Origin of the sequence: Mesorhizobium sp. WSM1293 (assembly GCF_000513875.1) — a bacterium.
GTDB lineage: Bacteria > Pseudomonadota > Alphaproteobacteria > Rhizobiales > Rhizobiaceae > Mesorhizobium > Mesorhizobium ciceri.
Genome location: NZ_AZUV01000011.1, coordinates 57,438 through 71,825 on the forward strand (window position 1 = coordinate 57,438; position 14,388 = coordinate 71,825).

General features: G+C 61.0%; 14 protein-coding genes. 3 read left to right on the forward strand and 11 right to left on the reverse strand.

Annotation, left to right across the window (positions count from 1 at the left end; genetic code table 11):
• Nucleotides 1-277 precede the first annotated feature (277 nt).
• On the forward strand, nt 278-3,784 hold the full coding sequence (gene carB / locus M729_RS0115235) for a carbamoyl-phosphate synthase large subunit (protein ID WP_027162088.1): 3,507 nt from the start codon (nt 278-280) through the stop codon (nt 3,782-3,784).
• 51 nt (nt 3,785-3,835) lie between these two features.
• Here the strand turns inward: carB and M729_RS1000000136520 are convergent, their stop codons facing one another.
• The 5 genes from M729_RS1000000136520 to M729_RS0115260 all read right to left on the reverse strand — a co-directional run bounded on the left by M729_RS1000000136520 (nt 3,836) and on the right by M729_RS0115260 (nt 7,875).
• Nucleotides 3,836-5,338 carry an RNA-directed DNA polymerase gene (locus M729_RS1000000136520; protein ID WP_156949302.1) on the reverse strand — a complete coding sequence of 501 codons (1,503 nt, stop codon included), beginning with the start codon at nt 5,336-5,338 and terminating at the stop codon, nt 3,836-3,838.
• Nucleotides 5,339-5,457: 119 nt separating this feature from the next.
• Nucleotides 5,458-6,246: a type I restriction enzyme HsdR N-terminal domain-containing protein gene (locus M729_RS0115245; RefSeq protein WP_050596267.1), complete on the reverse strand. Its 789-nt coding sequence runs from the start codon at nt 6,244-6,246 to the stop codon at nt 5,458-5,460.
• Nucleotides 6,247-6,410: 164 nt separating this feature from the next.
• Entirely contained in the window at nt 6,411-6,803 is a 393-nt protein-coding gene (locus tag M729_RS0115250) for a RidA family protein (protein ID WP_027162090.1), read from the reverse strand.
• 226 nt (nt 6,804-7,029) lie between these two features.
• Complete coding sequence (locus tag M729_RS0115255) at nt 7,030-7,491, reverse strand: DUF6644 family protein (RefSeq protein WP_027162091.1); 462 nt, start codon at nt 7,489-7,491, stop codon at nt 7,030-7,032.
• Nucleotides 7,492-7,875, reverse strand: a complete 384-nt coding sequence (locus tag M729_RS0115260) for a DUF6152 family protein (protein ID WP_027162092.1) — start codon at nt 7,873-7,875, stop codon at nt 7,492-7,494.
• Between the two features lie 211 nt (nt 7,876-8,086).
• Between M729_RS0115260 and M729_RS0115265 the strand changes: the two genes are divergently transcribed.
• Nucleotides 8,087-8,407 (forward strand): DUF1476 domain-containing protein, encoded by a 321-nt coding sequence (locus tag M729_RS0115265; RefSeq protein WP_027162093.1) that lies wholly within the window; start codon nt 8,087-8,089, stop codon nt 8,405-8,407.
• Between the two features lie 162 nt (nt 8,408-8,569).
• On the opposite strand, the gene M729_RS0115270 is transcribed toward M729_RS0115265, so the two are convergent.
• Nucleotides 8,570-9,124, reverse strand: coding sequence for a DUF4142 domain-containing protein (locus M729_RS0115270; protein ID WP_027162094.1), 555 nt, complete (start codon nt 9,122-9,124; stop codon nt 8,570-8,572).
• Between the two features lie 134 nt (nt 9,125-9,258).
• Nucleotides 9,259-10,002 carry a DUF899 family protein gene (locus M729_RS0115275; RefSeq protein WP_032808587.1) on the reverse strand — a complete coding sequence of 248 codons (744 nt, stop codon included), beginning with the start codon at nt 10,000-10,002 and terminating at the stop codon, nt 9,259-9,261.
• Nucleotides 10,003-10,147: 145 nt separating this feature from the next.
• Between M729_RS0115275 and M729_RS0115280 the strand changes: the two genes are divergently transcribed.
• On the forward strand, nt 10,148-10,483 hold the full coding sequence (locus tag M729_RS0115280; RefSeq protein ID WP_013530101.1) for a hypothetical protein: 336 nt from the start codon (nt 10,148-10,150) through the stop codon (nt 10,481-10,483).
• Between the two features lie 28 nt (nt 10,484-10,511).
• Here the strand turns inward: M729_RS0115280 and M729_RS0115285 are convergent, their stop codons facing one another.
• The 4 genes from M729_RS0115285 to M729_RS0115300 all read right to left on the reverse strand — a co-directional run bounded on the left by M729_RS0115285 (nt 10,512) and on the right by M729_RS0115300 (nt 14,388).
• Nucleotides 10,512-11,336: a carbohydrate ABC transporter permease gene (locus M729_RS0115285; RefSeq protein WP_027162096.1), complete on the reverse strand. Its 825-nt coding sequence runs from the start codon at nt 11,334-11,336 to the stop codon at nt 10,512-10,514.
• Nucleotide 11,337: 1 nt separating this feature from the next.
• The gene (locus M729_RS0115290) at nt 11,338-12,300 is read right to left on the reverse strand and encodes a sugar ABC transporter permease (RefSeq protein ID WP_050596268.1); all 963 of its coding nucleotides are present in this window, start codon (nt 12,298-12,300) and stop codon (nt 11,338-11,340) included.
• A gap of 46 nt (nt 12,301-12,346) precedes the next feature.
• Nucleotides 12,347-13,615 (reverse strand): ABC transporter substrate-binding protein, encoded by a 1,269-nt coding sequence (locus M729_RS0115295; protein ID WP_027162098.1) that lies wholly within the window; start codon nt 13,613-13,615, stop codon nt 12,347-12,349.
• 284 nt (nt 13,616-13,899) lie between these two features.
• Entirely contained in the window at nt 13,900-14,388 is a 489-nt protein-coding gene (locus tag M729_RS0115300) for a GNAT family N-acetyltransferase (protein ID WP_024504138.1), read from the reverse strand.

Genomic DNA, 14,388 nt, shown 5'->3' on the forward strand with positions numbered 1-14,388 from the left:
GAGTATGTTTGGAATTCTCTCGAACCCACCCTATTCCCCTACTCCCCTACTCCCCTACTCCCCTACTCCCCTACTCCCCTACTCCCCTACTCCCCTACTCCCCTACTCCCCTATTCCCCTACTCCCCTATTCCCCTACCTCGCATTTTCGGGGTTACATCAGTCAAAACTCTTCCCTATAAGGCCCTCCTAGCCTGATACCAGAATCGCGAGCACAACCGGCCGGGTCTTCCCGTCCCGGTTTTTTGTGCAAGCCGCCCGCCGAACGGACCTTTGACATGCCAAGACGCACTGACATCAAGTCGATCCTGATCATCGGGGCCGGCCCCATCGTCATCGGCCAGGCCTGCGAGTTCGACTATTCCGGCACGCAGGCCTGCAAGGCGCTGAAAGAGGAAGGCTTCCGCGTCATCCTGGTCAATTCCAACCCGGCCACCATCATGACCGACCCGGAACTGGCCGACGCCACCTATATCGAGCCGATCACGCCTGAAGTGGTGGCCAAGATCATCGCCAAGGAGCGGCCCGACGCGCTGCTGCCGACCATGGGCGGCCAGACCGCGCTCAACACCGCTCTGTCGCTGCGCCGCATGGGCGTGCTCGAGCGCTACAATGTCGAGATGATCGGCGCCGATGCTACCGCCATCGACAAGGCCGAGGACCGCGCGCTGTTTCGCGAGGCGATGAAGAAGATCGGCCTGGAAACGCCGAAGTCGATGCTGGCCAACGCCACCGACGTCAAGAACACCGACCGCAAGACGCATGAGGCCGAGCGCGCGGCGCTCAAGGCCGAGAAGCCGGCCGATCTCGACGCCGCGCTCGATGCGCTGGAAACCCGCTGGAACCTCGGCGAAGGCGACCGCAAGCAGCGCTATATCAGCCATGGCATGGCGATCGCCGCCCAGGCGCTCGACCATGTCGGCCTGCCCGCCATCATCCGCCCCTCCTTCACCATGGGCGGCACCGGCGGCGGCATCGCCTACAACCGCGCCGAATTCTACGAGATCGTCCAGTCCGGCCTCGACGCCTCGCCGACCACCGAAGTGCTGATCGAGGAGAGCGTGCTCGGCTGGAAGGAGTATGAGATGGAGGTCGTCCGCGACAGAGCGGACAATTGCATCATCGTCTGCTCGATCGAGAACATCGACCCGATGGGCGTGCATACGGGCGACTCGATCACCGTCGCCCCTGCCCTGACGCTGACCGACAAAGAATACCAGATGATGCGCAACGCCTCGATCGCGGTGCTGCGCGAGATCGGCGTCGAGACCGGCGGCTCCAACGTGCAGTTCGCCGTCAACCCGGCCGATGGCCGCCTCGTCGTCATCGAGATGAACCCGCGCGTCTCGCGTTCGTCGGCCCTGGCCTCCAAAGCGACCGGTTTCCCGATCGCCAAGATCGCCGCAAAGCTCGCCGTCGGCTACACGCTGGACGAGCTGGAGAACGACATCACCGGCGGCGCGACGCCAGCCTCGTTCGAACCGAGCATCGATTACGTCGTCACGAAGATCCCGCGTTTCGCCTTCGAGAAATTCCCCGGCGCCGAGCCGGTGCTGACCACCGCCATGAAGTCGGTCGGCGAAGTCATGGCCATCGGCCGCACCTTCCAGGAATCGCTCCAGAAGGCGCTGCGTGGACTGGAAACCGGCCTGACCGGTTTGGACGAGATCGAGATTCCCGGTCTCAGCCATGGGGGCCTCGGTTCCGCCAACCATGCCGACGACCGCAACGCCATTCGTGCAGCGCTCGGCACGCCGACGCCCGACCGGTTGCGCATGGTGGCGCAGGCGATCCGCATGGGCACCTCGTTGGAAGACGTGCACGCCATGTGCAAGATCGACCCGTGGTTCCTCGAACAGATCGCCGGCATCGTCGCCATGGAAGCCCGCATCCGCGAGCACGGCATTCCCGAGGATGCCGTCAACCTGCGCATGCTGAAGGCGATGGGTTTTTCCGATGCGCGCCTCGCGTCGCTGACGAAGACCGACGCCGAAGTGATTCAGAAAGCTCGCGAAAAGCTCGACGTTCATCCTGTTTATAAACGCATCGACACTTGCGCGGCCGAGTTCGCCTCGCCCACCGCCTACATGTACTCGACCTATGAAGTGCCGTTCGCCGGCGCGCTGGCCAACGAGGCACAGGTCTCGTCGCGCAAGAAGGTCGTCATCCTCGGCGGCGGCCCCAACCGCATCGGCCAGGGCATCGAGTTCGACTATTGCTGCTGCCACGCCGCCTTCGCACTGCGCGACGCCGGCTATGAAGCGATCATGATCAACTGCAACCCGGAGACGGTCTCGACCGACTACGACACCTCGGACCGGCTCTATTTCGAGCCGCTGACGGCGGAAGACGTGCTGGAGATCCTGCGCGCCGAGCAGGCCTCGGGCGAGCTGGTCGGCGTCATCGTCCAGTTCGGCGGCCAGACGCCGCTGAAGCTGGCGGACGCGCTGGAGAAGGCCGGCATCCCGATCCTCGGCACCTCGCCCGACATGATCGATCTCGCCGAAGACCGCGACCGCTTCCAGAAGCTCCTGCACAAGCTCAACCTCAGCCAGCCGAAGAACGGCATCGCCTATTCGGTCGAGCAGGCCCGGCTGGTTGCCGGCGAGCTCGGTTTCCCCTTGGTGGTGCGCCCGTCCTATGTGCTGGGCGGCCGCGCCATGCAGATCATTCATGACGAGGGCATGCTGCAGACCTACCTGCTCGACACCGTGCCCGGCCTGGTGCCGGAGGACATCAAGCAGAAATACCCCAACGACAAGACCGGTCAGATCAACACGCTGCTGGGCAAGAACCCGCTGCTGTTCGACACCTATCTCTCCGGTGCCATCGAGGTCGATGTCGACTGCCTCTGCGACGGCAAGGCGACCTTCGTCTCCGGCATTCTTGAACACATCGAGGAAGCCGGCATCCATTCGGGCGACAGTGCCTGCTCGCTGCCGGTGCACTCGCTGCCTTCCGAACTGGTCGACGAGCTGGAGCGCCAGACGGCAGCCCTTGCCCGCGCGCTCAATGTCGGCGGCCTGATGAACGTGCAATACGCGATCAAGGACGGCACGGTCTATGTGCTGGAGGTCAACCCGCGCGCATCGCGCACCGTGCCCTTCGTCGCCAAGACCATCGGCCGGCCAATTGCGAAGATCGCCGCCCGCATCATGGCCGGCGAAAAACTGGAAGACGCCTTCGCCCATTACGGCGCCATGCCTGATCCCAGGAACCCCGGCCACATCGCGGTCAAGGAAGCCGTCTTCCCCTTCGCCCGCTTCCCCGGCGTCGACATATTGCTCGGCCCGGAAATGCGCTCGACCGGCGAGGTCATGGGCCTCGACCGCGATTTTGCGCTGGCCTTCGCCAAGAGCCAGCTCGGCGCCGGCGTCGACCTGCCACGCTCCGGCACGCTGTTCGTCTCGGTGCGCGACGAGGACAAGAAAGGCATCCTGCCGGCGGTCAAGCGCCTCGCCGGCCTCGGCTTCAAGGTGCTGGCCACCTCAGGCACCGCCCGCTTCCTCGCCGAAAACGGCGTCGACGCCCAGAAAATAAACAAGGTGCTGGAAGGCCGCCCCCACATCGAAGACGCCATCCGCAACCGCCAGGTGCAGATCGTCTTCAACACCACGGATGGCCAGAAGGCGGTATCGGACTCCAAGTCGCTCCGCCGTGCCACGCTGATGCAGAAGGTGCCGTATTACACGACGCTGTCAGGTGCGGCGGCGGTGGCGGAGGCGATTGCGGCGCTGAAGGCGGGGAGTTTGGAAGTGAGGCCGCTGCAGGAGTATTTTGCGTAGGCGATTGGCTGATCTCTGTTTAGAGCAGTATCGGCAAGGCCGCGCTTCAAATTACCTAAGGACAAACCTTTTCATGGCTAGGTCGATCGGAGAGGCATGTGTGTCGTCTATCTGATTGAGTATTGCTCTTCTCTCATCGCGCCCGAGTATTTCCATTGCTCCCACCACGGCTGCCCGATCCATCGATGCAAACTGCATAAAACTTGATCGGTGAGAACGCACCCACGCCAAGTCCTTAAGAGAAACAGCCGCTCTCGCTTGCGACCGGATCTCTCCCGAGAACACAGCGTTTTGGATCGCCCTGATTTGCAACAGATTTGCACTACCGGCACAAATCCAATCCCACCAACGGCGCACTGCCTGTCGCTGATAGTATCCGGATACCGCGATCTGCCTGATTAGCGGCAAGGCAATCTCATGCCCTCCAGACTGAATTACACCGTCTAGGGCCTTCGCTAGCTCATGGAAAACGGGAAGGAAGGCATCAATGGAAGCGCGCGCAACATCGATAAACTGATGAGAATTGCTAGAACGGGATCTCCTAATATACGCCTTGATTAAATTAAGATCGACGTAGCCATCTGCAATGAACTTCTCTCGTATTGTCCTTCCGATTTCATCAAGAATTTCGGCGTTTATCGCTGGTCCGATTTCTACGTCGGCGTGCTCACCATAAGGGTCAAGCGCCGACATTCTCTGCATCGCGGCCTTGGTTTCAGTATCCATATGATCTTGAAGAACTTTCTCGACAAATTCTTCTATAGAATATATATTAGTCTTTCGTCCATTTAAATTGAGGCGATGATTCTCGTACAAATATATCGATAATAATTCTATCGCGTTTTGTAACGAATTTCTATCGTTGTCGAAAATGCGAATGTCATCCACATACCTGACGTGCTTAAATCCATTGCGAATCAAAAGTTGATCAACGTCAATTAGAACTGCCTCGGAGATTAAATTGCTAGCATTTGGTCCAACGGGTATGCCTTTTGACGCCCCGGCATTTATTGAATGTATCACCGACTCAAAATCTTGCGCCACCTCATCCAGTTGAGGGTCGGCAGCCTCTATTGAACCGCGCACGCGGTGAGAATAAATCTGGTTGAAAAAATCGGAAATATCGGCGGTTGCAGCAAAACTGTGATTGTTAGCCAGTTGCCGCGACTTTTCTTTGTACGCATCATAGCCGGTGCCTGCTGAGAAAAAGGCACCATCTGACGGTGAAAACCTATTGGAGAATGCAACCTCTTGGCTCACCTGCACTCTCGCCGCCTCGATTGCCGGACCAACTCGGTAGGCTAAGGCCGTATAGGTAAGGCACGTCAACGGATCAAGCTGGTGAACAATTCTATACGAGCACTTCCCCTTAGCCACCGGCATTGAATCTGCAGGAACTATTGGAAGCTTTCTAATGTTGGATGACATAAGGCGATCACGTACATTCTCCCAGTCGGCCCATACTGCTTGGTATGCTGGCAACTTGGGAAAGAAGTCACTGTCCTCAAAGCGCTCAAGATGACGGCGCGCAAAATCGAGACCCTCTTCAGTCAATTTTGTCAAAATCCCCCCAAGGAACCGAATTTCTATTACTTAGATCAGTATCATTCGAAAGTTAGGAGTGAACGTCGTAATAGGCGCCAGAAGACAAAGTCCGGCAATGAAGGGCTCCATTAGTTCACGACCTCGGTGACAACTACCTTAGCTGCCTTGGCCTTAGCTCTTTCCAGCTTGTTCATTGCCTTCCGCATTCTAGCGACCGCTTCCTTCGCCTTGTCGCCTTCAATCGTGTCTCGCTTGATCACTTCGTTTTCGACCAACTGCGACAAGTTCTCGTTGCCGACTTTGATGTCTGGAAAGAGCTTCCGGATTTCGCGACGCACCACCGAAATCACCGCTTCCGACCGGATAATCGCCGAAACCGTAAACTTGTTAAACAGCTGGGCCTGCTGATGAAAGGCATCCATTGCATCCGTCGTCAGCCCTTCCTTAGCAAACAGGAAGAGGCACTGCAGATGATCCTCATTCTTGGGATTCATGTCGGCAAGGACAATGCGACAAACTTCTTCGTGGCTGATCTGATTTGCCACGTAGATACGGACCAGCCGCCATTCGACCGCATTGGTCAGGATCACCCAGTGAATGCCTTGATGAGCCCCGTAGTCGATGACTTGCCGTAGATGATTGTCGGCAAGCCCGCTGCCAGCTGATTTCACTTCGACGAGCAGCCGCAGTTTTCCACCAATCTTTATAGCAAGATCGCAGTATGTGGATTTGATCTGATGTTCTGATGTGAGTTCGTCATATTTGTCGTAGCCAAACACCTCGGCCAAAATGTCCTTGATCAACGTAACCGTGTCGGCCTCCGCCACGTCGGATTTCTGCTGAGCCAGCGTGATCCGTTGATATTTCTTGAGATTCGACGCTACACGTTCGACGAATTTCTTCGGCAATTTGTTCAATGACTCGCCCTCCCTATCCCCAATATGAATTGAGGACGAGTTTACTTGAAAGACAAGTAAAAACTTATGTTAGAGATTGCGGCCCTTCGCAGGCTCAGGGCGTTCGAAGCTCGAAAAGCCAAGCAATTGGCTTTTCGTCCGCTACGCGGACCGCTTCTCACCCCTCACGCCACAGCCACACACTCAATCTCAATATCGAACTCCATCGGCCACGAAGCCACCGGCACAAAACTCCGCGCCGGCGGATTGACGCTGAAATACCTCGCATAAACCCGGTTAATCGCGTTGTAGAAGCCGGAATTGACGGCGTAGATGCGCACCATCACCACATTGTCGAGCGAGGTGCCGGCCGCTTCCAGGCAATGTTTCAGCGCCTTCAGCGACGCCTCGGTCTGCACCTCGATGTCGCCGCGCACCATCTCGCCGGTCACCATGTCCACCGGCGGCGTCGCCGAGATGAACACGAAGCCGTTGGCCTTGACCGCCGTCGAACAGGGCAGCCCGAGCGCCCGCACCTTGTCCGACATGACAGGCACTTCGATGATTTGTTTGGTCATGGCAGTTCTCCTTGGGTTGTAGGGAGCTTATCTCGGCACGGGCGGAACGCCAGAGCGCCGTTCTTCCCTTCTCCCCTTGTGGGAGAAGGTGGATCGGCGCGTTAGCGCCGAGACGGTTGAGGGGTGTTCCAGCGGAATGAGGCGGCGGCGTTCCCTGGAACACCCCTCATCCGACCTCGCTTCGCGAGGCCACCTTCTCCCACAGGGGGAGAAGGCCAGTGCGGCGCTAGAGAAATCCGATGAACCGTCCGGCGAAAAGCACCGAAGTCCACAGCAGTATCGAGAGCACAGCCAGGATGGTGCTGCCGGCCAGCTCGTCGCCGCCTGTTGCGCGGCGCAAGCGCATGAAGGCGAGGAAATTGACGCCGGCGAGAAGGATGAGTGCCATCTTGGCGAGGAAAACCGGCATCGCCGCATAGGTGCCCGCCGTGACCGAAAACAGCAGCGAGCCTGTGACGAGCGCACCCGCGAACGCACTTAATGCAATGCGGCGCAGCAGCGCGACGAATGCGGCTTGCGGCAGCGAACGGAAGGCACCGCAGATCCTGAGGTCCATGAGAACGACGCTGGTCAGCAGCGCACCGATCGACATGATGTGGAGCGCATTGACCACGGGATAGGCGACGAAGGAAGCCTTCAGCCACCGCGCCAACGCAAGATGCTCAATGCCGGCGAGGAACTCGGCCATTTACGCCGGCGGCACTCGGTCGGGATAGACATCATAGGTTTTCCCGCCCACGATGACGCGGACTGCTTTCATGCGCTTTTCGCTCGCCTCGAGCGAGCGGTTGCCGATCGCGGTCACCTCGTCGCCGACCTTGGCCACCTCCTCCGTGAAGCCGGCGGCGATCGTGCGTGATGGCGGCGCCATCTCCACCCGCCAGGCCTCACCCTCCGCGTCGACATCCAGCGTGGCGTGCGGATTGCCGATATAGATGGCCGTGATCTTGCCCTTGAGTTCGAAAAACCCATCCTGTGTCCACGACCAGCCGTGATGGGCATAGGCCGCGGTGCCGGCGGCAAGCATCACGGCCGCCGTCAGCGCGACGCTGCGAATTGCCTTGAACTGCATCGCTCGTCTCCTCGGTTCATCCCGCAGGCACTTGAGAGTAGGACACGGCGCGGCAACGTCAAATCATATCGAGCGAAAGACTGGACCGCCAAGCGCCCGCCCAATCGCCGGCATGACGCCTTGTTAATGACACCCATGCGCGCCACTCTCTCTTTCCTGGCCGTTCTTCCCCTGGGCTGAAGATCGGACTCCCATCGGAAACGAGGCGAACATGAACAGCATGAGAGACCGTCAGGAAGGCTTCGAAAAGAAGTTTGCGATGGATGAGGAAACGAAGTTCAGGGCCATGGCGCGCCGCAACAAGCTGCTCGGCCTGTGGGCCGCCGAACAGCTCGGCAAATCCGGTGCTGACGCCGACGCCTATGCCAAGGAAGTCGTGCACGCGGATTTCGAAGAGGCAGGCGACAACGATGTGTTCCGCAAGGTCCGCGCCGACTTCGACGCGGCAGGCATTTCTCTGTCGGATGCCCAGATACGCAGCGCCATGGAAACCCTGCTGGTGACCGCGGTCGAGCAGATCAGATCGACCTGAGCATCGCTCAGCCTTGATCGGTATAGGGCGTGCCGTGCTTAAGGCACAGGGCCATATTGTGGTGTTGGTTGGCCAAGCGGGCTGGCTTCCATCGTAGCGCTCTACGGCGCCCCCCTCTGTCCTGCCGGGCAGGACAGAGGGGGGCGCCGTAGTGAACCGCCCTCACCCCTGATGCGCGGCGGCCAGTTCCTTCACGTGTTTTTCGTGCATCTGCAGCGTCGGCAGGGTTTTCTTGGCGAATTCCTTCATTGCCGGGTCGTCGCCGGATTTCGCATAGCCGCTGAACAGCGCGACGGCTTCCTTGTGAGCGTTGGTCTGCATCTCGATGTATTTGGCCTGGAATTGATCGCCGCTGGCACTCTTCAGCTCATCGAGCATCTTTTGCTCCTTGGGCTGCAGGGCCGGACCGGACGGTGCGGTGGCCGAGGTTGTCTGGCCCTGGGCAAGCGCCGCCTTGAATTCCTCGCCGGCCTTGGTGTGATCGGCGATCATCTGTTTGGCGAACGCCTTGACGTCGGCGTCGGTTGCCTGTTGCTCGGCGAGCTTGCTGGACTGGATCTCGAACTCATTGGCGCTCGGCACCGTCTTGATGAAGGTCGAAGTGTCGACCTTCGTCGTGGCGGCGAGCGGCGTGGTCGTGGCGGTCGTGTTCGACTGGGCAAAGGCCGGCGCGCCGGCAAGCAATGCTGCTGCGGTCAGAATGGTAAGCGTCTTCATGGCATGTCTCCGGTTGGAATTGTCCCTCGGACAATCCAACGTCGCTTGGGCACTCCGGTTGCAGGTCATAAGGAAGAAGCCTGCGCGTATCGCCTCGATTACCCGAACCGCGGCGGGCTAACCAGAGCTACCTTTCAGTGGCAACACGCCTCGCCATATTGCAGCTGCTCGTTCCAGCTCGGCCGACCTTCCGGCGTGAAATCCATCAGGTTCCACAGCGTTTCGCAGGTGCCGAGGCCACGCGGATCCTGACCGGGCTCCGTCGGTGCGAAATCCAGTTCCGAACTCCAGAAATGGCGTATGCCTTCGGGGTCGCGGTGAAACACCGACAGCAGCGGGATCTGTGAGCCGTCGGCCGCCTCCGCATTGTAGTCGCGCTTGAAGCTGTTGGCCGCCGAAGACACCAGCCGCATGTTGCGCCAGCCCCGATCGCGGCCGAGCGTGACCAGGTTTTCGAGCGCGGTCTTGCCCACCACCGCGAAATTGAAGCCGGCCGCCTGGAGATGGCCGACGGCGCCGTCGAACTGGTCGAGTAGCGCCGTACAGGACGGACATGGCTGGTCCTGCCGGGCAAGCCTGGCCGTGCCGCCGCTGGTCGCGACGTCGCGCTTCTCCTGCGGGTGACGCGGAAACATCATGTTGTAGAGGATCAGGCTGTTCTTGCCGGGCGCGAACAGCTCCGACAGCCTTGTCTTCGCGGGCTTGCCCTGGGCATCCAGTGCGTCGAATTCATAGTCCTGGCGGATCAGCCCGCCCGGCGGCAGCGCGCGCCGGGCCTCGGCGACCTCTTCCATGGCGCGGCGCAGCTCGATTTCCTTCTTCAGCAATTTTTCGCGCGCGGTGCGGTATTTCGCGGATTCGTTGGGAAAGGTGATCATAATCGGCTCCTTCAAGTCGCGGCGCCGGCGTCCCGGCGCGGTTGCTCTGCGACCCAAGGACGTTTGGCGGTGATCGGCTCCGACATTTATTGCGCATGGTGAGATGTCGTAATCCCTGTTCGGGCAGCGTGATCCGGGGGACGAAATGCACGACGACGAGATCGATCTGCGCTGCCCGCAAGTGGTGGCCGACAATGCCGCCAAGGGCCTCAGACTGCGCGGAGAATTCGGCCGCGGCGGCACCGAGATCGGCGTCGCCCGCGCCACCGAACTGAAGAACCGGGAAAAGCTCGCGCCCTCCACCATTCGCCGCATGGTCAGCTATTTCGCCCGCCACGAGGTCGACAAGCGCGGCAGGAACTACGGCAATGAGCAGAACCCTTCGGCCGGCTACATCGCCTGGCTGCTGTGGGGCGGCGATGAAGGCCGCACCTGGGCGCTTGATCTCAAGCAGAAGATCGGCAACGCGCCGGACATCTGACAACGGTCCGCACTACGCTGACCGTTCCTCACCCCTTGACCCCGCCGGCGGTCAGGCCGGAGACGATCTTGCGCTGGAAGATCAGCACCAGCACCACCAGCGGCACCGTGACGATCACCGAGGCCGCCATGATGTTGCCCCAGGGGATCTCGAACTGCGAGTTGCCGGAGAGCAGCGCGATCGCGACCGGCACGGTCCGCTGTGCGTTGTTGGAGGTGAAGGTCAGGGCAAACAGGAACTCGTTCCACGCACCGATGAAGGCCAGCAGGCCGGTGGTCGCCAGCGCCGGCCACATCAGCGGCAGGAAGACCCGGGTGACGATGATCCACGGCGTGGCGCCGTCGAGGATCGCCGCCTCCTCGACCTCGACCGGCAGGTCGCGGACGAAGGTGGTGAGCACCCAGACGGTGAACGGCAAGGTGAAGATCATGTAGGAGAAGATCAGCGCGAACAGCGAATTGTAGAGGCCGAAGATGCGGACCAGTTCGAACAGCCCGGCCAGCAGCGCCACCTGCGGGAACATCGACACCGACAGGATGATGAACAGCAGGGCCGAGCGGCCGCGGAATCGAATGCGCGCCAGCGCGTAGGCTGATGTGACGCCGAGCAACAGCGACAGCGCGACGACTGCGCCGGAGACGAAGAGCGAGTTCGCGAGGTTGCGCACGAAGGCGCCCTCGATCAGCACATTCCGGTAATTGGCGAAACTGATCGTCGTTGGCCACAGATCAGCCCGGAACAGATCGGTCCCGGATTTCAGGCTGGTGACGATCGCGTAATAGAACGGGAACACCGCGACGAAGACGATGACCGCGACCAGCAGGTAAAAGGCCGTGCGCTTCACGATCCACATCTCAGCGGTCCCCGTCCAGGCTGATCCGGCCGATCCGGATGGTGACGATGGTAAGCAGAGCGAGAATGAGGAAGAGCAGGGTCGAGGCGGCGGAGCCATAGGCGAACTTGTCGAACTCGAACAGGTTCTCGCGGGCGAACACCGACATCGACTTGGTGTGCACATTGTTGGGTGTCAGCACATAGACCAGGTCGAAGATACGCAGCGCATCGAGCGCGCGGAAGATCACCGCCACCAACAGCGCGGGGCGGATCAGCGGCAAGGTCACCCGCCAGAAGATCTGCCAGGGGTTGGCGCCGTCGAGCCTGGCGACCTCGATGATCTCCCTCGGCAGCATCTGCAGCGCGGCCAGGATGAGCAGCGTCATGAATGGCGTCGCCTTCCAGATATCGACGATGAGGACCGCCGCCATCGCGGTGTCGGCGTTAGCCGTCCAGGCGATCTTGGTGCTGATCAGGCCAAGATTGAGCAGCACCACATTGATGATGCCGAACTGGTCGTTGAGCATCCATTGCCACATCTTCGCCGAGACGATCGTCGGGATCGCCCAGGGGATCAGGATCGCCGCCCTGACGATGCCGCGGCCTGGGAATTCGGCGTTGAGAACCAGGGCAACGATGGTGCCGAGGATGGTCTCGCAGGTCACCGAAATCACGGTGAAGCGCACCGTGTTCCAGACGGCACGCCACCAGACAGGGTCGACCAGCAACCCGTCATAGAGGGTCCGGCCGCTTGGCATGTGAAGTACCGAAAAGTAATTGGCGAAGCCGACCCATTGGCGCGCGTCGAGATCGGCCAGCGAGGCGTCGGTGAAGCTGAAATAGACCGTGCGGGCAAGCGGCCAGCCGGCCGCCGCCGCGAGCACCAGAAGCATTGGCGCCAGGAAAAGCCACGCCGAGCGAACGCGCTGTGCCCTCAACGGCGCGTGCGCGGCCTTGGCTGTTTCCGGTTTCATCCCTGTCATCTCGCTCCGCTCGCTGCGGTCCCGCCGGCCGGCTGTCCCAGTATCGTCACCAGCCTCGGCCCTTCAGCTTGGTCAGCGTCGCTTCGAGGTCGGCCAGATTGTCGGCGGCAGTGCCGTCGCCCGAGAGAGTGTTGTGAACGGCGTTCCAGAACTGGCTCGACGCCTCGTTGTATTTGATCCTGGTCGCGGCCGAGGGGCGCGGCACCGCATTGAGAAAGATCTGCTTCCAGCGCGGAATAATCGGGTGTTCCATGGCAATGTCGGCATCGTCATACAGCGCCTGGATGGTCGGCAGATTGGACGTCTTCAGCGCGCGGTATTTCTGCATCGCGGGCGAGGCAATGAACTTGACCAGCTCGATCGCGGCATCCGGATGCTTCGAATATTTGGAGACCGCGAGGTTCCAGCCACCCAGCGTCGCGACCGGTCGGGCGCCTTCGCCGGTGCCGGCCGGCAGCGGCGCCACGTCGAACTTGCCCTTGATCGGCGAGCCCTCGCCGTTGCCGAGCGCATAGGCATAGGGCCAGTTGCGCATGAACACCGCGTTGCCGGTCTGCCAGACGCCGCGCGATTCCTCTTCCTGGTAGGCGAGCACGCCGGGCGGCGCGATGGTCCCAACCCAGCCCTTGACCATATCGAGCACCGCCGCCGCTTTTGGATTGCTGATGGAGATGGAGCCGTCCGGCTCGATGATCTGGCCGCCGCCATTCGACATCACCCATTCGAGCGCGTCGCAGGTCAGCCCCTCATAGGCGTTGCCCTGAAAGACGAAGCCCCAGATATCCCGATTGCCGGCTGCACGTTCCTTATCCATGACCAGCCTGGCGGTGTCCGCCAGTTCCTTCCAGGTGGCCGGCACCTTGGCGCCATATTTGTCGAGGAGATCCTTGCGGTAGTAGAGCGCCGGCGCATCGGTGAAGATCGGCAAGGCGACGAGCTTGCCATTGACGGTCTGCGACCGGATGATCGACGGGAAATGCTCGGCCACGATCTCCTTGGTCGCTGCGGTCAAATCGACGAGCTGGCTGGCGAGCTGCGGCGCCCAGATCACGTCCGTCTGGTAGACGTCGATGTCGCTGTTTCCGGCGGCAAGCCACAGCCGGTACTGGCCGAACTGGTCGGTCCCGGACGTCGGCATGACGACGATGTTGACCTTGTTGCCGCTGTCTTTCTCGTAACGGTCGAGGATCTCGCGCAGCACCTTGATGCCGTCGCCGGTATCGCCCGACACCATCGACAGCTCGACGGCCCGCGCCGGCGTACCAACCAGCATGGCGGCGACGCCGAGCGCCAGGAATGCGTGAGAAAACTTCATGGTGACGGATGTCCCTCCGCAGCCGGCGACAGGAAACACTCCACGCGCCGGCAGCTTGTCAGGCCCTCACCTCCCATTGAATGCGAAGCGGCGCTTTGGGTTCCCAAATCGCGCCGTTCCTGCGTGAGGCGACACCCATCAGGGGGTGTTGAGATTCAGGTCAGGCCGAGTCGAAAATGGTGGTTTCCGAGAACCGGGAGCGGAGCGTACTTTTGGGTACGTGAGCACCGGAAGCGCAGGAAGCGATCATTTGCGGGCCGGCATCACCTGAATATCAGCACACCCTAGCCTTCCCAGGCGACAGGCATCATACCCAGCCGCTCATAGAGCCGGACGGCGGCGGGATTCTCGACCGTGTTGGTCTTGAGGTCGACATGGTCGGCGCCGCGTTCGCGAAAAACGGCGAAGGCGTGCCACATCAGCGCTTCGGCAACACCCTTGCCGCGCGCCTCGGGATGAACGGCAAGATCCTTGACGAAGGCGCGGGTCCAGCACAGCGCCGCCGCCGCCAGCCGGCCCTTGGCGTCGATGACGAGGAAGCACAGCGCCGGGTCGAATTCGGGATCGTCCGCGATACGCGGCCACCACTCGTCGAACGGACCATCGGCGCCGTCATCGAACACTTCCGTCAAAAGCGCATGCAGGGCGGGCGCGTCACCAGGCTCGAAACTGCGCATGACAAAGCCGTCGGGCCAGTGCGGCGGAACCAGCGTCTCGTCGAGGATCTTGCGCAGCCGGATGTCGTTCAGAGCCGGCGGGCGCGGTTCAGGCAT